The following is a 19,555-nucleotide window of genomic DNA, read 5'->3' as shown; positions in this document are numbered from 1 at the left end:
CGCACGCGCCTAATCAGCCTTTATGAGCACATCCGACCACGACCGCCTCCTCATCATCGATTTCGGTAGCCAGGTGACGCAATTGATTGCGCGGCGGTTGCGCGAGTTGAACGTCTACTGCGAGATCCATCCGTTCAACCTGGTCGATGACGCGTTTCTGGCGGAGTTCGCACCCAAAGCGGTGATTTTCTCGGGCGGTCCCGCGTCGGTTTTCGCAGATGGCGCGCCGATGCCACCGAAATCCGTCTTCGCCCTCGGCGTGCCGATCCTGGGCATTTGCTATGGCCAGCAGGTGATGATGCACTGCCTGGGCGGCAAGGTGGAACGCGGGCATGGCACCGCCGAATTCGGGCGCGCCTATGTGACGCCAGATGCACGCAAGCTCGCGCTGCTGCAAGGCTGGTTCGAGGCGGATCGCGAACAGGTTTGGATGAGCCACGGCGATCATGTGAGTGAGATCGCGCCCGGCTTCGAGGTCTATGGCACCTCGCCCAACGCACCATTTGCCATCACCGCCGACACGGACCGTGACTTCTATGCGGTGCAGTTTCACCCCGAAGTGCATCACACGCCAAACGGCGCGAAACTCTACGAAAACTTCGTCCGCCTTGCAGGTTTTACCGGCGACTGGACCATGGGCGCCTACCGTGAAGAAGCGATCAAGCGCATTCGCGACCAGGTGGGCGACGGCAAGGTGGTTTGCGCGCTTTCGGGCGGTGTCGACAGCTCGGTGGCCGCTGTGCTGATCCACGAGGCCGTCGGCGACCAGCTCACCTGCGTCTATGTGGACCATGGGTTGATGCGCAAAGATGAGAGCGAACAGGTCGTGGGCATGTTCCGCGAACACTACAATCTGCCGCTGATCCACGCCGACGAAACCGAGCTGTTTCTCGGCAAGCTGGAAGGCGTCTCCGACCCGGAAACCAAGCGCAAGATCATCGGCGGCCTCTTCATCGACGTCTTCGAGAAACACGCCAAGGAGATGGGCGGCGCGGACTTCCTCGCCCAAGGCACGCTCTACCCGGATGTGATCGAATCGGTGTCTTTCTCCGGCGGCCCGTCTGTCACGATCAAATCGCACCACAATGTGGGCGGCCTGCCCGAACGTATGAACATGCAGCTGGTCGAGCCGCTGCGCGAGCTCTTCAAGGATGAAGTCCGTGCGTTAGGCCGCGAACTTGGCCTACCCCCGAGCTTCATCGGGCGGCACCCCTTCCCCGGCCCCGGCCTCGCGATCCGTTGCCCGGGCGAAATCACCCGCGAAAAACTCGACATTCTTCGCGAAGCCGACGCCGTCTATATCGACCAGATTCGCAAGCACGGGCTCTATGATGAAATCTGGCAGGCCTTTGTGGCCATCCTGCCCGTGCGCACCGTGGGGGTGATGGGTGACTATCGCACCTATGACTATGCCTGCGCCCTGCGCGCTGTCACATCGGTTGACGGGATGACCGCAGACTACTACCCCTTTAGTCACGAGTTTCTCGGTGAGACGGCGACGCGGATCATCAACGAGGTTCCGGGGATCAATCGCGTCACCTATGACATCACGTCGAAGCCACCGGGCACGATTGAATGGGAATGATCCGATGATGCGGACATGTCTGCGACTATGGCGACTGCCGGGGCTCAAACACCAGCCCTGACCTCGCCCGTTGTGTACCGTCTGCATCAAGGTTTCTCCCATGTCCCCCATTCTCAAGGCCGCGCTCTGGATGAGCGGTGCCATCGCGTCTTTCTCCACCATGGCCGTTGCGGGCCGCGAGGCGGCGGCCCAGCTCGACACCTTCGAAATCATGATGTACCGCAGCCTGATCGGCGTTGTGGTGGTCGTGTTTCTGGCCGGGCTGACCGGCACCTGGCGCGAGATCAATCGCCAGAGCCTTGGGACCCATGTGGTCCGCAACCTCGCGCATTTCACCGGCCAGAACCTGTGGTTTTACGCCGTGACCGTGATCCCGCTCGCACAGGTCTTCGCGCTGGAATTCACCTCACCACTCTGGGTGATCGTGCTGTCGCCGCTCATCCTGGGTGAACGGCTCACGGCCGTACGGGGGCTCGCAGCGATTCTGGGGTTTATCGGCATCCTGGTGGTGGCGCGCCCGGACATGGCCGGGATCAACGCAGGTGTGATCACCGCCGCGTCGTCCGCCATCTTCTTTGCACTCACGATCATGTTCACCAAGCGGCTCACGCGCAGCCAGACGATCACCTGCATCCTCTTCTACCTGACGACGATGCAACTGGTCATGGGGCTCGTCGCGGCAGGATACGACGGCGACATCGCGCTGCCCGATTTGGCGAGCCTTCCTTACGTGATCATGATTGGCGTCGCTGGATTGCTCGCGCATTTCTGCATGACAAACGCCCTGGCCATCGCCCCGGCGACCGTTGTCGTTCCAATTGATTTTATCCGCCTGCCCGCCATCGCCGTGGTCGGCATGCTGCTCTACTCCGAGCCGCTCGATGTTTTTGTCTTCCTCGGTGCTGCGATCATTTTCGCAGGCAATTATTTGAACATTTGGGTCGAGACCCGACAAAAACCTGATTTTACGTGAGGTCACACCTACACTTGCCCCTGCGTCAATAATTGACCAGTGGCGGAATCGTGATTAGGTGCCGACGCCTGCTCAAGAAAGCGTCAACAACCGCAGGCCCATCTTCTGGGGAGGAGATAATAATGAATAAATATCTTACAAGTGTAACGGCAATGTGTCTGGTCGCGGGCGGCGCGCATGCAGGTGCTCTGGACCGGACGGGGCAATCGGTTGAGGTGCTCTTTGAGAAGGGTCGCTATGCCGAGTTTAGTCTTGGTTACATCTCGCCCGACGTGAGAGGTGAGAATGTTAACGCTGGCCTTGGCCCCATCGGGACAGCTTCGGGCGACATTGGCATCAGCAACTTCAACTTCGGTGCCGCCTATAAAGCCGACCTGAACGACACTTGGTCCTATGCGGTCATATTGGACCAACCCTTCAAGGCAGAGGTCGAGTATGCGGCGGGCACCGGCTATTTCGCACAAGGGTCTAACGCGCAGTTTGATTCCTACGCCGTAACGGCACTTTTGCAGTACAATATGCCGAATGGGTTCTCTATCTACGGTGGTCCACGGTTCCAGAACTCAGATGCAAGTGCACGGATCGGATTTGTAAGCAATTATGACGTTGTAGCAGACGGCGATTGGGGTGTCGGCGCCGTCGCGGGCATCGCCTATGAAAGACCCGAAATCGCCTTGCGCGTATCGCTTACCTACAGTTCGGAAATTGCGCATTCCAACGACGTCACCGAAACATTCGCAAACGGTGCAGTGACGTTTCCAGGCAGCGTTGCGGAGTTTGAGACACCGCAATCTGTCAACCTTGAGTTCCAAACTGGGATCGCAGCAGACACACTGCTGTTCGGCGGCGTGCGCTGGGTCGACTGGTCTGACTTTGACCTGTCGCCGGAGCGCTATGTTGCCGCCACCAATCAACCTCTCCTGAGCTACATCGATGATACGATCACCTACAGGATCGGCATTGGGCGCCGCCTGACAGACAACTGGTCCGTTGCAGCCTCGATCGGCTATGAGGAAAATACAGGCAATCTGTTCACCAACCTTGGTCCGGCGGATGGTGGCGAAAGCCTGAATCTTGCCGCGATCTACACGCAAGGAAATATGAAAATCACCACCGGTCTTCGCTATCTGAAGATCGGAGATACCACGACAGCCGTTTCGGGCAACCCGGCAGCGGAGTTCAACGACAACGACGCTATCGCTTTGGGCGTGAAGATCGGCTATACCTTCTAATCTCTAGACTTCCGAACACACACGAAAGCCCCGTGGATCATGATCTGCGGGGCTTTCGCGCATGATCCGGGTGGCTCACAGCCTGCTGCCCACCTAAGGTCCGGCCATGACCAATCAGATGTCCCTCTCTCCCAAAGCCTGGAGCGCGCTTCTCCTTCTGGCCCTCATCTGGGGCGCGTCTTTCCTGTCGATTCGAGTGGCGCTGGACGAGATCGGGCCGCTCACCGTGGTGGCGCACCGCACGCTCTGGGCGATGCTGGTGCTCTGGGCCGTGGTTTGGATCATGCGCTTGCCCGTGCCGCGTGATGCCGCGACCTGGGGCGCGTTCCTCATCATGGGACTTCTCAACAATGCCATTCCCTTCGGCCTCATGGCCTGGGGGCAAATCTACGTCGAAACAGGCCTGACCTCGATCCTGAACGCAGCCACCGCCGTCTTCGGGGTGATCGTCGCCGCGATCTTCTTTGCAGACGAACGCCTGAGCCTGCGAAAGACCATCGGTGTCAGCCTGGGCTTTCTGGGCGTCGCCACGGCCATCGGGCTCGAAAATTTTCGCAACTTCGATCTGCGCTCCCTGGCGCAGTTGGCGATCCTTGCGGGCACGGTATCTTATGCGCTGGCCGGGGTCTGGGGCCGCAAGACGCTCGCCGGGTTGTCACCACAGGTTGCGGCAGCGGGGATGCTCACAGGCTCGACCGCGATCACACTGCCGCTTGCGCTGCTCTTCGAAGGACCAATGCGCTTCGATCTCGCCCCCGTCACCTTGCTCGCCATCGGATACTATGCGGTGATCGCCACGGCTGGCGCCTACCTGCTCTACTACTACGTGCTGGCGCGCGCGGGCAGCGGGAACCTCCTGCTCGTCACCCTGCTCATCGCTCCGGTTGCGATCCTGCTGGGCGCGTTGGTGCGGGATGAGACGTTGAACCCCAACGCATACCTCGGCTTTGCCATCCTGGCGGTGGGGCTCATCGTGTTGGATGGCCGTCTCTGGCGCCATCTCCGGAAGACGCAAGCCGCGCCCGCCGATTGATTGACCCAACCTCAAAACGTGCCTAGGAGTGGTGCGCATCACTGCCGTCAGGACGCGCCTCATGCTCTATTCCTCTGCCGCCGATTGGCGCGCTGCTCCCCGCAAATCCGTGCTTGTCTATGGCATGTCCGGGCTCGGCAAGACCTATATGTCGAACCTGCTCCGCGGGTCGGGCGACTGGTTTCACTATTCGATCGATTACCGCATCGGCACCCGCTACATGGGCGAATACATCGCCGACAATGCCAAGGCTGAGGCGATGAAGGTGCCGTTTCTGCGCGAGTTGCTGATGAGCGACAGCATCTACATCGGCTCGAACATCACCTTCGACAATCTCGCGCCCGTGGCAACCTACCTCGGCAAGCCCGGTGATCCGGCCAAGGGTGGGCTCCCCATGGCAGATTACAAGCGGCGGCAGGAACAGTTCCGGCAGGCGGAGATCTCGGCCTTGCATGACACCGTGCATTTCGCCAAGCGGGCGGACGCGCTCTATGGCTATCCCCATTTCATCTGCGACACCGGCGGGTCGATCTGCGAATGGGTTGATCCCGACGATGACGATGACCCGATCCTGCGGGAACTCGCGCAGCACTGCCTGCTCATCTGGATCAAGGGCGACGCAGCTCATACGCAAGAGTTGATCCGTCGCTTTGATCGGGCTCCGAAGCCGATGGCTTACCAGCCCGCCTTTCTGGAGCAGGTCTGGGGTGAATATCTGAGTGAAAACAAGTGCGCCGAGGTCGATGTTGATCCGGATGCTTTCGTGCGTTTCACCTACGCGCGAGCGCTGGCTCACAGGCAACCCCGCTATGAGGCAATGTCACGCTGGGGCATAACCGTGACGGCGGATGAGGTCTCTGCGCTCACGAGCCCGGACGACTTCACCGACCTCATCGCGAGCCACTTGTAAGATGCGTCACCGAGCTGTGAGCGTACGCCCCTTGAGACACCGCACCCGAGAGGCTATCTGACTGCTCTGTTCAGACCCCGGAAGACACCTATGCCCATCAAGATTCCCTCCGACCTCCCCGCCTATGACGTGCTGACGCGCGAGGGTGTGATGGTGATGGACGAGGATCAGGCCGCGCGGCAGGACATCCGCCCTCTCCGCATTGGTCTCTTGAACCTGATGCCCAAGAAGATCCAGACGGAGAACCAGTTCGCCCGGCTGATCGGTGCCACGCCGCTGCAGATCGAGCTGAGCCTCATCCGTATGTCCGAGCACCAGACCAAGAACACCGCCGCCGCACATATGGAGAGCTTCTATCGTCCGTTCCAAGAGGTGAAGGCGGAGAAGTTCGACGGTCTCATTATCACAGGCGCGCCGATCGAGCATCTGGCTTTCGAGGATGTCACCTATTGGGACGAGCTGCGCGAGGTCATGGATTGGACGCAGACCAACGTGCAGTCCACCTTCGGCGTGTGCTGGGGCGGCATGGCGATGATCAACCACTTTCACGGGGTGCAGAAACACATGCTCGACGCCAAGGCGTTCGGCTGTTTTCGCCACCGCAACCTCGCTCCTGCCTCGCAATATCTGCGCGGCTTCTCCGATGACTGTGTGATCCCCGTCTCGCGCTGGACCGAAATGCGGCAGGAGGAGATCGACGCGGCACCCGGTCTCAAGACCTTGCTGGGGAGCGATGACGTGGGCCCCTGCCTTGTCGAGGATGCGACGCACCGCGCGCTCTATATCTTCAACCACTTCGAATATGACAGCGACACGCTCAAACAGGAGTATGACCGCGACATCGCCAACGGTACGCCGATCAATGTGCCGATGAACTATTACCCCAAGGACGACCCGAGCCGGGCGCCGCTGAACCGGTGGCGCAGCCATGCGCATTTGCTCTACGGCAATTGGCTGACAGAGGTGTATCAGGATACACCCTACGATATCGATGCGATCGGGCGTTAGGACCATGCTCATCGCCACGCTGATCTGCCTCGTTGCCATCGTGGCTGTCCAGTGGCGGGCAGCGGCGCGCGAGGCGCGAACGGCGGAGGCTTTCCCGCCGTCGGGCCAACTGATCGCCGACGAAACCCGCGAGGTCCACGCCAAGGTGATGGGTGAAGGCCCGGATCTCGTCCTGATCCATGGGGCTTCGGGCAGCCTGCGTGAGTTTACCTTCGCGCTCGCGGATCGGCTCAAGGACCGGTACCGGGTGATCCTGTTGGACCGCCCTGGGCTGGGCTGGACGGATCGCGCGTCCTCCCGCGTCGAGGGCCTGTTGAACCGCGCCGCGGAATCGCCAGCAGAGCAGGCCGCGATGCTGCAGGCCGCCGCCGATGCGTTGGATGTGCAGAACCCGATCGTGCTGGGCCATTCCTTCGGCGGTGCCGTTGCGATGGCCTGGGCGCTCTCCCGTCCCGAAGAGACAGCAGCGGTGGTCATGGTCGCAGGCGTCTCGCAACCCTGGCCGGGCGAGCTCGATTGGCAATACCGGATCATGGACACCGCTTTGGGCGATCTGCTGATCCCGCCGCTGGTGTCCGCCTTCACGCCCGACAGCCTGATCCGCAGCAATGTCGACAGCATCTTTGCCCCACAGACGATGCCTGACGGCTACTTGGACCACATCGGCCCGCGCCTTGCGCTGCGGCGCCAGACCTTCCGCGCGAATGCGCAACAGATCAATAGCTTGCGCCCGCATGTGGTCGAGATGTCCAAGCGATATGAGGGTCTCGCCATGCCCATCGAGATTCTGCATGGCACGGCGGATGAGATCGTGCCGATGCAGATCCACAGCGAACCGCTGTCGCGCCAAGTGCCGGGGGCGGTACTGACCCGGCTGGAGGGTGTGGGGCATATGCCACAGCATGTCGCTCCCGACGAAGTGGAGGCCGCGATTGACCGGGCCGCCGCCCGCGCGGGTTTGCGTTAAGCCTGTTAACATCCCATATTGACAGCAGAACACCTGCCCTGGAGGGCCTATGGACCTGCCATTCGACGGCGCAATCAGCACCTTTTTCGAGACCGAAGCCCCGCAGCCCATTCGCGATGCGATCCGGCGGGGTGAGCGTGGCGATATCCTGTCGCCAACCTATCCCCACAGCGACCGGCTGGCGCGCAAACCCTACGAGGGTGACCTCGACGCCTTGCAGATCGAGCTGGTCAAGATGCAGGCCTGGGTACGGGAGAGCGGCGCGCGGGTGGTGCTCGTCTTTGAGGGGCGAGATGGCGCTGGAAAAGGTGGAACAATCAAGCGGTTCCGCGCCAATCTTAACCCCCGTGGTGCGCGCATCGTCGCGCTGGCCAAACCGACCGAAAAGGAGGCGGGTGAGTGGTACTTTCAGCGCTACGCCCGGCAGCTGCCAACCTCGAGCGAGATCGTCTTCTATGATCGCAGCTGGTACAATCGTGGTGTAGTGGAGGACGTCTTCGACTTCTGCACCCCGACGCAACGGAAGCATTTCTTCCAACAGGTGAACCCGTTTGAAGAGATGCTGGTCGATGAGGGTATCCATCTTTTCAAGTTCTGGCTGAACGTCGGCCGCGCCGAGCAACTGCGCCGCCTTCTGGCCCGCGAGCGTGACCCGCTCAAGCAATGGAAGCTCAGCTGGATCGATGTGGAGGGGCTGCGCCGCTGGGACGCCTATACCCAGGCGATTTCGGAAACGCTCACGGTCAGCCACACGGACACGGCCCCCTGGACCATCGTCCGCTCGGACGACAAGCGCCGCGCCCGGCTGGCGGCCATTCGCACCGTGCTGCATGGGATCGACTATGCGCGCAAGGACGTGAAGGCCATCGGCAAGATCGACAGCACCATTTGTGGCGGACCGGACGTCTGGGATGCCTAAGCGCGGCTACCACCACGGCAACCTGCGGCAGGCGTTGATCGATGCAGCGCTGCAGTTGATCGAGGCGCGCGGCCCCATGGGGTTCACGCTCTCGGAAGCGGCCAAACAGGCGGGCGTGACCCCGGCGGCCGTCTACCGTCACTTCGAGGGCCGCGAAGATCTCATCGCCGAAGCTGCATTGCAGGGCTATGAAATCTTCGGCGATCTCATGCAATACGCCTATGACAAGGGCCAGCCCTCAGCGCTTTCGGCCTTCACGGCGACCGGGCGCGCCTATCTCGCCTTCGCGGGCAAATATCCCGGCCACTACATCGCGATGTTCGAAAGCGGCATCTCGGTCAACCGCACGCCCGAACTGGCAGCGGCGGCGACCCGTGCGAACGATGTATTGGAGAAGGCCGCGACCGACCTCAGCCAGCACATCCCGGAGGACAAGCGCCCCCCCGCGTCCATGTTCTCGGCCCATATCTGGGCGTTGAGCCACGGCGTGGTGGAACTCTTTGCACGGAATTCACCGGGGCGCGCATCGCCCTTCCCGGCGGACGATCTGCTGGAAACAGGGATCGGGATCTACCTGCGTGGCCTGGGGCTGATCAGCCCGGACGACTAAGCTCAGGCAGCGAGATAGGGCCGCAAGGCCGCGGCTTCGCGGCCTGTCAATGTCATCGTGGCGGCCACGCCGAACTGCTCGAACGCGGTGTCGATCATCGGGAAAAGCGTCTCCAGTTCGGCCCGCTGCGCTGTCTCGAGCGCGCCAACCGACTGTTTTGCATAGAAAAAGCTTTCACTCAGCGCACCGTTCGTCCGCACGATCTGGTGTGCGTCAAACATGAAGTGCGTGTAACGCAGTTGCGTCTGAGGCTGCAGACGGACACCTGGAACGCCCACGAGGTGCTTGGCGGCGATCAGAACCTCGGGCTTGCCGAAGAGCAGTTCCGCCATCGCGTTCTCGACCCAGATGCGGTGCTGCTGCGAGACGACCAGCGGGGCGCTGTTGCCAATCACGCCTGTGTCAAAGACGACGGGCGCGTACGCACCCTGCCCTGGCACCACCGTGCTCGACACCCAGCGGACCTTCTGTATGCCAGCGCCCAGCGTCCACACCGGCTGGCCGACCTCGATCTCCTCGACAGCGATCTCACCATCCGGTGTCGCAATGCGCGTGCCATCGCCGAAGCAGGTGATGTAATCGTTGTAGCGCGAGGTCCCCGCGTTTGTGCCACCGACCTTGATGTACGATGTGCCATCGTCCAGAGGTGCGCTGGTCGCGAAGCCCCAGATATCGCCGAAGTTACCATTCTGCGAGAAGACGTAGACATTGATCGTGGGGCCCGTCGGGTTGCCGGAACTGTCCAGCGCCCGGATATTTATGATCGATTCTGATTCCACCGCAGTGCCATTGGCCACGAGGCCACCGCCATCCGTGATCGTATGCTGCCCGGGGCGGTCATCGTTGAAGCGGGATGCGCCGCTGCCCTGATCATCCAGGGAGATACGGCTTGCACCGCCGTTGTTGTACGCGAACACGGTTCCATCAGGCGTGGATGAGTTGTTGATGATCGGATTGCCCACAATCCCCGATGACGGGCTGGACGTCACAACGAGGCTTTCGTTGTCAAAGGCGATGAACGTTCGAATGACCATATCACAAGGACCTATTTGCGGCTCATCGACAGTGTAAGGGGAAATATGGGCATAATGAGACCCCGTCCCGATATAATTCCGCGGAGTGTTTCGAATTCAGCACGCTTTGAGCGATATCTCGAGCGCTGCGGGAACAAGCTGCGAAAACTCTCCCTCAACATGCAAAAGGGCCGCCCAGAGTGGACGGCCTTTCGCAAAAAACGGGGTCGATTTAGCGCTTGGAGAACTGGAAGCTCTTACGCGCCTTTGCCTTACCGTATTTCTTCCGCTCGACCACACGGCTGTCGCGGGTCAGGAAGCCTGCCGCCTTCAGCGCGCCGCGCAGCGACGGATCGTAAAGCTGCAGCGCTTTGGAAATGCCGTGCTTGACCGCACCGGCCTGACCGGAGAGGCCACCGCCCTTGACGGTCGCCACCACGTCGAACTGACCTTCGGTGCCGGAGACGGAGAAGGGCTGTGCCAGGATCATCTGCAGCACGGGGCGCGCGAAATAATCATTCTGCGGCTTGCCGTTCACGGTCACCTTGCCGGAACCGGGCTTGATCCAGACACGGGCCACCGCGTCTTTCCGCTTGCCGGTGGCGTAGGAGCGGCCCAGATCGTCGCGCACGGGCTCACGGGGTGTTTCGACCACTTCGGGGGCGGCTTCGAGGCCAGCAGCCTGGCCCAGCTCTTCGAGTGTGTTGATTTCTTCAGCCATGCTCATGCACTCCGGGTGTTTTTGCTGTTCATGGACTTCACGTCCAGAACTTCGGGGCTTTGCGCCTCGTGAGGATGTTCACCGCCTGCATAGACGCGCAGGTTGGTCATCTGTTTGCGGCTCAGGCGGTTGCCCGGCAGCATACGTTTGACGGCGAGTGTGACAACGCGCTCGGGATGCGCGCCTTCGAGGATCTGCGCCTTGGTGCGCGATTTGATCCCGCCCGGATGGCCGGTATGCCAATAGTGGTTCTCTTCCCGCTTCTTGCCGGTCAGTTGGACCTTGTCAGCGTTGATGATGATCACGTTGTCGCCCATATCCATATGGGGTGTGAACGACGGCTTGTGCTTGCCACGCAGACGCATGGCCACGATCGAGGCAAGACGGCCCAGAACAACGCCCTCAGCGTCGATCAGGATCCATTTCTTGTCGATATCTGCGGGTGTTGCAGAAAAGGTTTTCATGGACGGTTCCCCGTTTGAGGTGAAGGCCCACGCCCGGTGGCGGTGACCTAAATTCGATTGCTGGGTTATAGTCGACAGAAAACGCGCGTCAAGCACGCAAGTCCGGGATTATTTCATGTAAAACAAAGGGTTGTAAAATAGGTACTATTTTACCCCATCCAGATACACAGAAATCTTATTCAAACAGCCTGTGCATACAGATGTGCCTTGCACGACCATCCAGGATTTCGCCCGAAGGCAGCCACGGCGTCGAAAACCTTCCGGGGCGCGTCAGATCTATCTCTGGCCCGATTAAACGCCCAGCTGTTCCGGCGGGCTGTCGAGCAGATCACGCAGCCGCATCATCGCGGCCTCGAAACTCTTCAGCGATACACCCGCATTCACGGCCATGCGTACGGCATGGGGCGCGCGCGCATCACGGCAGACGAATTCCTCTGCAGTCCGGATCTGGATTCCCTGCGCCTCGGCGGCCTGGCAGAAGGCGCTGGCCCGCCACCCCACGGGCAGCCGAAGCCACAGAAACGGCACGCCGGGGCGCCAGACCACATCATAGGCGCCCAGTATGTTCACTGCACTTTGCACATATTTATTGAACGCCTTGTAAGTCGCTTCAGCCAAGCGGTCGACATCCGGGTGGGTCAGCAGTGCGGCACAGATATCGGTAAGCGGCGTGGCGAGGCCGAAAAACCCGTGCTCGGCAGACCGCCGCAGGACCGGCGATTTCCCCTCCGGTGCAATGGCATAGCCGAACCGCAACGCGGGCGTGATGGTCTTTGCAATCGACGAGACATACCAGCCGCGCCCAGGCGCGAGCATCCGGTAAGCGGGCGCCCGATTAACCCCCATCCGGTAGCAGTCGTCCTCGACAATTTGGAAATCATGCTTGCGGGCGATCTTTGCAATCGCTTCGCGGCGCGCAACCGGCGTGAAGCCACAGGTCGGGTTGTGAACCTCTGGCGATGTGCACAAAACCTGCGCGTCATGCGCTCGGGCCGCAGCCTCCAGCGCTTCGGGGATAATCCCGTCTGCGTCCATCGCCACCGGCACCACCTCGGCACGCAACAGCTCTGCCGCGCGCCGAAACCCTGGGTAGGCGAGTTCCTCGATCAGCACAACGGGCTTCCGCCCGTCCAGAATGGCTTGCAAAATCAGCATGATGCCGTTCTGCCCGCCATGGCAGAGAACGACATCGCGCTCGTGCAGCGGCCCCAGAGGCGTGCCTTTCAACCAATGCACCACCGCCTCACGCGCCGGGCGCGCGCCACTGCGGCTTGGGTAATGCATGACACCCGACGGCGGCAGTTGGGCCACCTGCGCCATGAGCGCCCGCACGAGCGCATCCTGCCCGACGCAGGGCAGATGTGGAGAGAAGAGGTTCACATTATACTGATCGGTATCTTCCTCCTCGCTATGGGGAACCACATCAATCTCGATGGGCGCGTCGTTTGGCTGCTGGGCGCGGTCTGGCGCGATGAAGGTGCCACGGCCCACTTCGGCCTTCAGAGTGCCTTCGTCCGTCAGGATCGTATAGGCCCGCGCAACGGTGCCGGGCGTTATGCTGAGCGTCCAGGCCAGATCGCGCACGGGCGGCAGCTTGTCACCAGGCTTGAGCGCGCCGGCGTCGATACCTTGTCTGATGCTTGACACAACGGCCTGATACTTGGGTCCCTGCCCCGTGGCGAGTTCCGGCTCCCAAATTGTACCCATTACAATGTTTTCCTAGCTTGGGTGTATCAAGTATCGTATCAATACGACATAGCGATACAGCTATATTGTGTCAATACAATTTCAGGAGTTTCCCATGGCACACGCACTGACACCTTCACCCCGGACCTTGGCTTACCTCAATGAAGTCAAAGAGATGCCCACAGTGGCCATCATCGCGGTAGAGTTTGCTGTCTGCGTGTCCAAGTGGACCACACGCCGCCGCACGCGCCGCGCGCTGAAACAGCTCACGGTGTGGCAGTTGGATGATGTGGGGCTGACACCCGAGCAGGCTCGCTATGAGGCTGCCAAGGTGTTCTGGCGCGCGTAACCTCCCCGGTACGCGACCAGACCTCTTCCTCAAGGCCGGGCTTGTCCCGGCCTTTTTTTGTCAGCGCGGCGGAATGGCATAGGTCAGGCTGGCGCGCGCCACGGGTTCGGCCATACCGTCGGAATAGATTAGCACATCGCTCACCGAAAACTGCTTGCCCAGCTTCAGAAGACGCACCTTGCCCACCAGATCGGTGCGCGCGGCGGGTTTGCGCATGAAGTCGATTGCGCAATTCGTCGTGACCGTAAGCGCCTCGGGGCCGATCCGTGAAAGCGTGATGAGATAGGCCGCCACATCGGCCAGAGAGAACATGCTTGGCCCTGACACGGTTCCACCGGGGCGCAGGTGCTTGTCACCCACCTTGAGCCGTACGGTCAGCGTCTCGGACGTGACCTCTTCGACGATGAAGTCATCCGCAACCTGCTCAAACACCTGATCGAGAAAGGCGTTCAGCGCCGCGGCGTCCATCTTGATGTCCATCTATCGCTCCCCCCTTCACCTCCGGGGACCGTGTTCGAAACAGGCCCAGAGCGCAAGCCGGTGGTGAGGGCGGGAACATTTGACGCAGCGTCAGGGCATTGTTTCCAAATCCGCGCAGCAGAGTTTCTACCTGCGGTATTTCAATTCAGGCAGGAACATGGCAAGACTGCGGCACGGCCAGCGCGCCAAGATGCTTTTGGGTCGCCGTGGGCGGAAGGTCCCTCCAAGCCAGTTCTCTCACTGGCCTGACATTCCCGCAGCGGCGACCCCAAAACTCTCTCGACAGCCCACATCCGTTCACCGGCCCCGGTCGGGCCGGTTGCGTCACCACGCGCCCTGCCCTAAATGACCCCCATGGCAGAAGAGTTACATATCGTCGGCGGTGGCATGGCCGGGTCCGAGGCCGCATGGCAGGCCGCGAACATGGGCGTTTCCGTCGTGCTGCACGAGATGCGGCCTGCGGTCGGCACCTTCGCGCATCAGACCGGCCTGCTCGGCGAAATGGTCTGTTCCAACTCCTTCCGCTCGGATGATGATGAGCAGAATGCGGTGGGGCTTCTTCACTGGGAAATGCGGGCCGCAAACGGGCTGATCATGCAGACCGCCGATCAGCATCGCCTGCCCGCGGGCGGCGCCTTGGCGGTTGATCGGGACCCCTTCGCGCAATCAGTCACCGATGCCCTGATGACGCACCCGAATATACGGGTGGACTACGGCGAAATCACCGAGCTGCCCGCCGATGGGCAATGGATCATTGCGACCGGGCCTCTGACCTCCTCGGCCCTTGGCCAGGCAATTGCGGCAGAAACCGGCGCTGAAGCGCTGGCCTTCTTCGATGCCATCGCCCCGATCGTCTATTTTGACAGCATCGACATGTCCAAAGCCTGGATGCAGTCGCGCTATGACAAGGGCGAGACGGAGGAAGAGCGCACCGCTTACCTCAACTGCCCGATGGACCGCCACCAATACGAGGGTTTCATCGACGCGCTGATGGCGGCAGACAAGACGGAGTTCCACGAGGGCGAGACGGCAGGCTATTTCGACGGCTGTCTGCCCATTGAGGTCATGGCCGAACGCGGGCGCGAAACGCTGCGCTTCGGGCCGATGAAACCCGTAGGCCTCACCAATCCGCATCAGCCCGACGTGAAGCCCTATGCGGTCGTGCAGCTGCGCCGCGACAACAAGCTCGGCACGCTCTACAACATCGTCGGTTTCCAGACCAAGATGAAGTACGGCGCGCAGACAGAGGTGTTCAAACGCATCCCTGGGTTGGAGAATGCCAGCTTTGCCCGCCTCGGCGGCATTCACCGTAACACGTTTCTCAACTCACCCACCCTGCTCGATGGTCAGATGCGCCTGCGCTCGCGTCCGAGTATTCGGTTCGCTGGGCAGATCACCGGGGTCGAAGGCTATGTCGAATCCGCGGCCATGGGCCTTCTGGCCGGTCGCCTCGCCGCGGGCGAGATCCTCGGGCAGCCGGTCGACACACCGCCCGACTGCACAGCCACCGGCGCTCTGATCACGCACATCGCCGGCGGTGCGGAGGCGAAGACCTTCCAGCCGATGAACGTGAACTTCGGGCTGTTCCCGCCGGTCGAAGGTCTGAAAGGCGGGCGGCGCGGCCGCAAGGACCGCTACAAAGCCTACACGGATCGCGCGAAAATCGCATGGCAGGAGTGGCTTGGCGGGGCCGCACTGGACGCCGCTTAGCCAAGGCGGCTATCCTGCTCGCATGACGCAAGAGTATTTGAACAAAGTCTACGACGCACGTGACGCGGACGAGACGCGCACTTTGTACGATGATTGGTCCGCCAGCTACGAGGCCGAGGTCCAGAAAAACGGCTACGTGACGCCGGACCGCTGCGCCGCCGCACTCGCCAAGTTCACCTCGGATCAGGCGCAGCCCATCCTCGATTTCGGCTGCGGCACAGGCCTCTCCGGCCTGGCGCTGAAAATGGCAGGGTTTGAAACCATCGATGGCGTTGACCTCTCGCCCGAGATGATTGCGCAGGCCAAGGCAAAACGTCTCTATCGCAGCCTAACGGTGATCGAAGCCGACGCGCCGCTGCCCGTCGATCTCGCAGACTATGCGGCTGTCGCGGCCATTGGCGTCATCGGTGCGGGCGCTGCGCCCATCTCGGTCTTTGATGATCTGATGACGGGCATGAAACCGGGCGGCTTGCTGGTGCTCTCCCTGAATGATCACGCCTTGCAGGATCGCGCCAACGAGGCGCGCATCTGTGAATGGGTCGATTGCGCAGCAGCTCGGCTGCTCTTTCGCGAGAGCGGGCCGCATCTGCCGGGCATTGACTTGAAGTCCAACGTCTACGTGCTTGAAAAGAATTGACCTTCCGGACCCGGTTTGCGCCATCGCCGACAGGTCCGCTGCATCTGGGCCATGCCTTTTCGGCGCTCACCGCCTATGAAATGGCGCAGGCGGCGGATGGTACCTTTCTGCTGCGGATGGACGACATCGACCGCGTCCGCTCCAAGCCGGAATATGAAGACCAGGCCAAGGAGGACCTGCACTGGCTTGGCATCTGCTGGCCAGAGCCGGTGATGCAACAATCGCGCTCCGAGGCGCGCTTTCGCGCCGCCCTTGATGAACTCACCGCGCTCGATCTTGTTTACCCGTGCGCGTGCAGTCGCGCTGACATCGATGCCGCCGCCGGCGCACCACAGGAAGGCGTGCCGACGCACGGGCCGGACGGGCGCATCTATCCCGGCACCTGTCGTGGTGGCAGTATGGCGAGCTACGCCGAGGGCGATGCCATACGCCTCGATATGGCCAAAGCGATCGTTGCTGCCGGACCCCTGCCCTCATTCACCGAAACGGGTGCGCGCTTCGAGGGCACCCATCGCCTCACCGCCGAATATCTGCTGACCACCGTGGGTGACGTCGCCGTGGCCCGACGTGGCATGGCCGCGGCCTATCACCTCTGCGTTGTCGTCGATGACCATGCGCAGGACATTACCCATGTGATTCGAGGCGAGGACCTCTTTGAGGCAACCCGCATTCACGTCCTGCTCGCGCATCTGCTGCGGTTGCCGATCCCCGAGTATCACCACCACCGCCTGATCCGCGACGAGGCGGGCAAGCGCCTGGCCAAGCGGGATGATGCGCGCGCGATCCGTCTCTTCCGCGATCAGGGCGCCACACCCGCCGACATCCGCGAGATGGTGGGCCTGCCGCGCGCCTAGACCCTACATCGGCTGCAGAAGCTCGACTTCCGTGCCGTCGGTCACATCGGTGTAAAAGCAGTTGCGCCGCCCGGTGTGACAGGCGGGCCCGGTCTGGTTCACCTGCAACAGCAGACAATCCCGGTCGCAGTCCACCCGCATATCCACCAGCGCCTGGTGGTGTCCGCTGGTCTCGCCCTTGATCCAGAACGCCTGTCGCGAGCGGCTCCAGTAGGTCACTTTGCCGGTCTCCAGCGTGCGGGCAACGGCCGCACGGTTCATCCAGGCCATCATCAGCACCTCGCCGCTCGTCGCATCCTGCGCAATCGCTGGGATCAACCCGGCTTCATTGAAGCGCAGTGTGGCGGGATCGAAAGGCACCGGCTCGACGGACATGACAAAAACCTTTTTGCATCTGCTGCGCGAGGACTTATGTATGAAAGCCGGGAGCAACGGAAGACCACAGGGTGCCATGTCGGGTGAAAACGATCTGATCAAGCTGTATTCGGGCAAGATCCTCGCCTTGGCTTCGGATATCCCGCATCTGGAGCGGCTCGACGCGCCCATGGCCACGGTCAAGAAACGCTCACCGCTCTGCGGCTCAGCCGTCACTGTCGATCTGAATGTCGAGAATGGTCAGGTCAGCGCCTTCGGCCAGGATGTGAAGGCCTGCGCCTTGGGGCAAGCAGCGGCAGCCGTCACCGGGGGCGCGATCATCGGGCGCACGCTTGACGAGATCGAAACCGCCCGCGACGCATTGCGCGCGATGCTGAAGGACGCAGGCCCGGTTCCCGCTACGCCCTTCGACGGCTTCGAAGTGTTGGAGCCCGCACGCGACTATCGCAACCGCCACGCTTCGATCCTGCTCAGCATCGAAGCCGCTTGCGAAGCGATGGCACAGGCGTTGCGCGCCGACTGCGCGTGAGACTTCAGCAGAATTAGCAGTTTTTAAGTAAAATGCTGCGATCATCGGCCCCGGATTTAACCGTGGGGCGCCATGACTGTTCAACCGCAGCCTTCCGAGAGTGTGTATACCGACCGGCTGACCGAGGCTGCTGCCGCCTTGGGGTACGAGATCGTCGATATTGCCGGTTTCCTTGATCTGGTCGAAGAACATGCACGCGCGCAACGCAAGGGGCTGGCCGTGCTCGGCGCCCAGGCCGACGAGATGGGCCAGGCGAATTCCTATGTGCGTGACGCCGTGCAGACCATGGCGCAGAACACCGATGAGACCGCACAGGACGTGAAGTCTTCAGCCGCGCTGATGCGCACAACCGGTGAAAAGACGCGAACCGTCGCGAGTTGGGTACAGGATTTGTCACAACGCACCGAAACGGTCAGTGACACGCTCTCGGCGGTGAAGACGAACAATCAGCAGATCGCGAGCATCGCGACGCAAGTCAACACGCTGGCGATCAATGCCAAGATCGAAGCCGCCCGTGCAGGGGACGCCGGGCGTGGCTTTGCCGTCGTGGCCGAGGCGATCAACGATCTGTCGCAAAAGACCCGCGATGCCGCGGTTCAAATCTCGGACAATATCGAGACGCTGACCAAATGGATCAGCGAATTGGGCCAGGAAGCCTCCGGGATCGCCACGCAGGCCGCGGATGTCCTCGAGAACGCGGGCGGCACCGACACGGCTCTGAGCCGGATGGAAACCTCGATCTCCTCCGCACATGAGCAGGCCCAACGGATCGCACAGCAGGCCGAGCGCATGGAAACTGCCATGGCCGATTTCGCGCCAGCGCTCAGCAGCATTGATGCCTCGGTCAACAGCACCTCCACCGGTATCGAGCAAACGCATGAGCGGATCCTGAGCCTGATCGACACCTCTGAAACCATCGTGCAGTCGACGGCCCTGATTGGCGGTAATTCCGTCGACACGCCTTTCATTCAAAGGGTGCAAAGCCTCGCCCGCGAGCTCTCGCAGCAGCTTGAAGCGGCCGTTGATCGCGGCGCTACCTCCATGTCGCGGCTCTTTGATCGCAGCTACCGGCCAATCCCGGGTACGGACCCCGAGCAGGTCATGGCCGAGTGTACCTCCATCATGGACGAGGTGTTGCCGCCTCTGCAGGAACCGGTGCTCGACATGGACAGCAAGGTCGTGTTCTGCGCCGCCGTCGATATCAACGGCTACCTGCCTACGCACAATCGCAAATTCTCGCAGCCGCCCACTGACGACCCGGTCTGGAACATGGCGAACTGCCGCAACCGTCGCATCTTTGATGACCGCGTTGGCCTGAAAGCCGGGCGCAACACCGAGCCCTTCTTGCTGCAGGTCTACCGCCGCGACATGGGTGGCGGTGCGTTCACGATGATGAAAGACCTCTCGGCCCCGATCTTCGTAAAGGGCAAACATTGGGGCGGGCTGCGCCTCGCCTACACGTTCTGAAAAAAACGCCGCACGTCCCGAGCAGGACGGCGG

21 protein-coding genes are annotated in these 19,555 nt (G+C 61.5%); 15 read left to right on the top strand and 6 right to left on the bottom strand.

Annotated elements, in window-relative coordinates:
• The first annotated feature begins 22 nt into the window (after nt 1-22).
• The 9 genes from guaA to ACVC7O_RS10930 all read left to right on the top strand — a co-directional run bounded on the left by guaA (nt 23) and on the right by ACVC7O_RS10930 (nt 9,237).
• Entirely contained in the window at nt 23-1,585 is a 1,563-nt protein-coding gene (gene guaA, locus ACVC7O_RS10970; RefSeq protein WP_458322175.1) for a glutamine-hydrolyzing GMP synthase, read from the top strand.
• Between the two features lie 100 nt (nt 1,586-1,685).
• Nucleotides 1,686-2,558, top strand: a complete 873-nt coding sequence (locus tag ACVC7O_RS10965; RefSeq protein WP_458322174.1) for a DMT family transporter — start codon at nt 1,686-1,688, stop codon at nt 2,556-2,558.
• 122 nt (nt 2,559-2,680) lie between these two features.
• Entirely contained in the window at nt 2,681-3,790 is a 1,110-nt protein-coding gene (locus ACVC7O_RS10960) for an OmpP1/FadL family transporter (RefSeq protein ID WP_458322173.1), read from the top strand.
• Between the two features lie 106 nt (nt 3,791-3,896).
• Complete coding sequence (locus tag ACVC7O_RS10955) at nt 3,897-4,823, top strand: DMT family transporter (protein WP_458322172.1); 927 nt, start codon at nt 3,897-3,899, stop codon at nt 4,821-4,823.
• Nucleotides 4,824-4,884: 61 nt separating this feature from the next.
• Entirely contained in the window at nt 4,885-5,733 is an 849-nt protein-coding gene (locus ACVC7O_RS10950) for an ATPase (RefSeq protein ID WP_458322171.1), read from the top strand.
• Between the two features lie 90 nt (nt 5,734-5,823).
• Complete coding sequence (metA, locus tag ACVC7O_RS10945; RefSeq protein ID WP_458322170.1) at nt 5,824-6,741, top strand: homoserine O-acetyltransferase MetA; 918 nt, start codon at nt 5,824-5,826, stop codon at nt 6,739-6,741.
• Nucleotides 6,742-6,745: 4 nt separating this feature from the next.
• Entirely contained in the window at nt 6,746-7,708 is a 963-nt protein-coding gene (locus tag ACVC7O_RS10940) for an alpha/beta fold hydrolase (protein ID WP_458322169.1), read from the top strand.
• Nucleotides 7,709-7,757: 49 nt separating this feature from the next.
• Complete coding sequence (gene ppk2 / locus ACVC7O_RS10935) at nt 7,758-8,627, top strand: polyphosphate kinase 2 (RefSeq protein WP_458322168.1); 870 nt, start codon at nt 7,758-7,760, stop codon at nt 8,625-8,627.
• Nucleotides 8,620-9,237 (top strand): TetR/AcrR family transcriptional regulator, encoded by a 618-nt coding sequence (locus ACVC7O_RS10930; protein WP_458322167.1) that lies wholly within the window; start codon nt 8,620-8,622, stop codon nt 9,235-9,237. Before ppk2 ends, ACVC7O_RS10930 begins: the two co-directional genes overlap by 8 nt.
• A gap of 2 nt (nt 9,238-9,239) precedes the next feature.
• Here ACVC7O_RS10930 and ACVC7O_RS10925 read toward each other — a convergent pair whose 3' ends face one another.
• The 4 genes from ACVC7O_RS10925 to ACVC7O_RS10910 all read right to left on the bottom strand — a co-directional run bounded on the left by ACVC7O_RS10925 (nt 9,240) and on the right by ACVC7O_RS10910 (nt 13,142).
• Complete coding sequence (locus ACVC7O_RS10925) at nt 9,240-10,271, bottom strand: Hint domain-containing protein (protein WP_458322166.1); 1,032 nt, start codon at nt 10,269-10,271, stop codon at nt 9,240-9,242.
• A gap of 211 nt (nt 10,272-10,482) precedes the next feature.
• Nucleotides 10,483-10,971, bottom strand: a complete 489-nt coding sequence (rpsI, locus tag ACVC7O_RS10920) for a 30S ribosomal protein S9 (RefSeq protein WP_159976599.1) — start codon at nt 10,969-10,971, stop codon at nt 10,483-10,485.
• A 2-nt stretch (nt 10,972-10,973) separates the two neighbouring features.
• Nucleotides 10,974-11,435, bottom strand: coding sequence for a 50S ribosomal protein L13 (rplM, locus tag ACVC7O_RS10915; RefSeq protein ID WP_458322165.1), 462 nt, complete (start codon nt 11,433-11,435; stop codon nt 10,974-10,976).
• A gap of 291 nt (nt 11,436-11,726) precedes the next feature.
• Nucleotides 11,727-13,142 (bottom strand): aminotransferase-like domain-containing protein, encoded by a 1,416-nt coding sequence (locus ACVC7O_RS10910; RefSeq protein WP_458322164.1) that lies wholly within the window; start codon nt 13,140-13,142, stop codon nt 11,727-11,729.
• A gap of 94 nt (nt 13,143-13,236) precedes the next feature.
• Here ACVC7O_RS10910 and ACVC7O_RS10905 point away from each other — a divergent pair, with 94 nt between their 5' ends.
• Nucleotides 13,237-13,470, top strand: a complete 234-nt coding sequence (locus ACVC7O_RS10905; protein WP_458322163.1) for a DUF1127 domain-containing protein — start codon at nt 13,237-13,239, stop codon at nt 13,468-13,470.
• A gap of 60 nt (nt 13,471-13,530) precedes the next feature.
• Here ACVC7O_RS10905 and ACVC7O_RS10900 read toward each other — a convergent pair whose 3' ends face one another.
• On the bottom strand, nt 13,531-13,950 hold the full coding sequence (locus ACVC7O_RS10900) for a PaaI family thioesterase (protein ID WP_458322162.1): 420 nt from the start codon (nt 13,948-13,950) through the stop codon (nt 13,531-13,533).
• A 354-nt stretch (nt 13,951-14,304) separates the two neighbouring features.
• Between ACVC7O_RS10900 and trmFO the strand changes: the two genes are divergently transcribed.
• Genes trmFO through gluQRS form a run of 3 tightly spaced genes read left to right on the top strand, consistent with a single transcriptional unit; the run spans nt 14,305 to nt 17,151 of the window.
• Complete coding sequence (trmFO, locus tag ACVC7O_RS10895; protein ID WP_458322161.1) at nt 14,305-15,660, top strand: methylenetetrahydrofolate--tRNA-(uracil(54)-C(5))-methyltransferase (FADH(2)-oxidizing) TrmFO; 1,356 nt, start codon at nt 14,305-14,307, stop codon at nt 15,658-15,660.
• A gap of 37 nt (nt 15,661-15,697) precedes the next feature.
• Nucleotides 15,698-16,297 (top strand): class I SAM-dependent DNA methyltransferase, encoded by a 600-nt coding sequence (locus ACVC7O_RS10890; RefSeq protein WP_458322160.1) that lies wholly within the window; start codon nt 15,698-15,700, stop codon nt 16,295-16,297.
• On the top strand, nt 16,294-17,151 hold the full coding sequence (gene gluQRS / locus ACVC7O_RS10885) for a tRNA glutamyl-Q(34) synthetase GluQRS (protein WP_458322159.1): 858 nt from the start codon (nt 16,294-16,296) through the stop codon (nt 17,149-17,151). The genes ACVC7O_RS10890 and gluQRS overlap by 4 nt, the downstream gene beginning before the upstream one ends.
• A gap of 3 nt (nt 17,152-17,154) precedes the next feature.
• On the opposite strand, the gene hisI is transcribed toward gluQRS, so the two are convergent.
• On the bottom strand, nt 17,155-17,511 hold the full coding sequence (gene hisI / locus ACVC7O_RS10880) for a phosphoribosyl-AMP cyclohydrolase (RefSeq protein ID WP_458326077.1): 357 nt from the start codon (nt 17,509-17,511) through the stop codon (nt 17,155-17,157).
• A gap of 91 nt (nt 17,512-17,602) precedes the next feature.
• On the opposite strand from hisI, the gene ACVC7O_RS10875 reads away from it, so the two are divergent.
• A complete protein-coding gene (locus ACVC7O_RS10875; RefSeq protein WP_458326076.1) occupies nt 17,603-18,055 on the top strand; it encodes an iron-sulfur cluster assembly scaffold protein in 453 nt (150 codons plus the stop codon).
• Nucleotides 18,056-18,127: 72 nt separating this feature from the next.
• Nucleotides 18,128-19,522: a methyl-accepting chemotaxis protein gene (locus ACVC7O_RS10870; protein ID WP_458322158.1), complete on the top strand. Its 1,395-nt coding sequence runs from the start codon at nt 18,128-18,130 to the stop codon at nt 19,520-19,522.
• The last annotated feature ends 33 nt before the right edge of the window (nt 19,523-19,555 follow it).

The sequence above is a fragment of the Roseobacter cerffii genome (assembly GCF_054226325.1).
The sequence above is the reverse complement of the archived record's forward strand: the minus strand, read 5'-3'. Positions and strand labels throughout refer to the sequence as shown.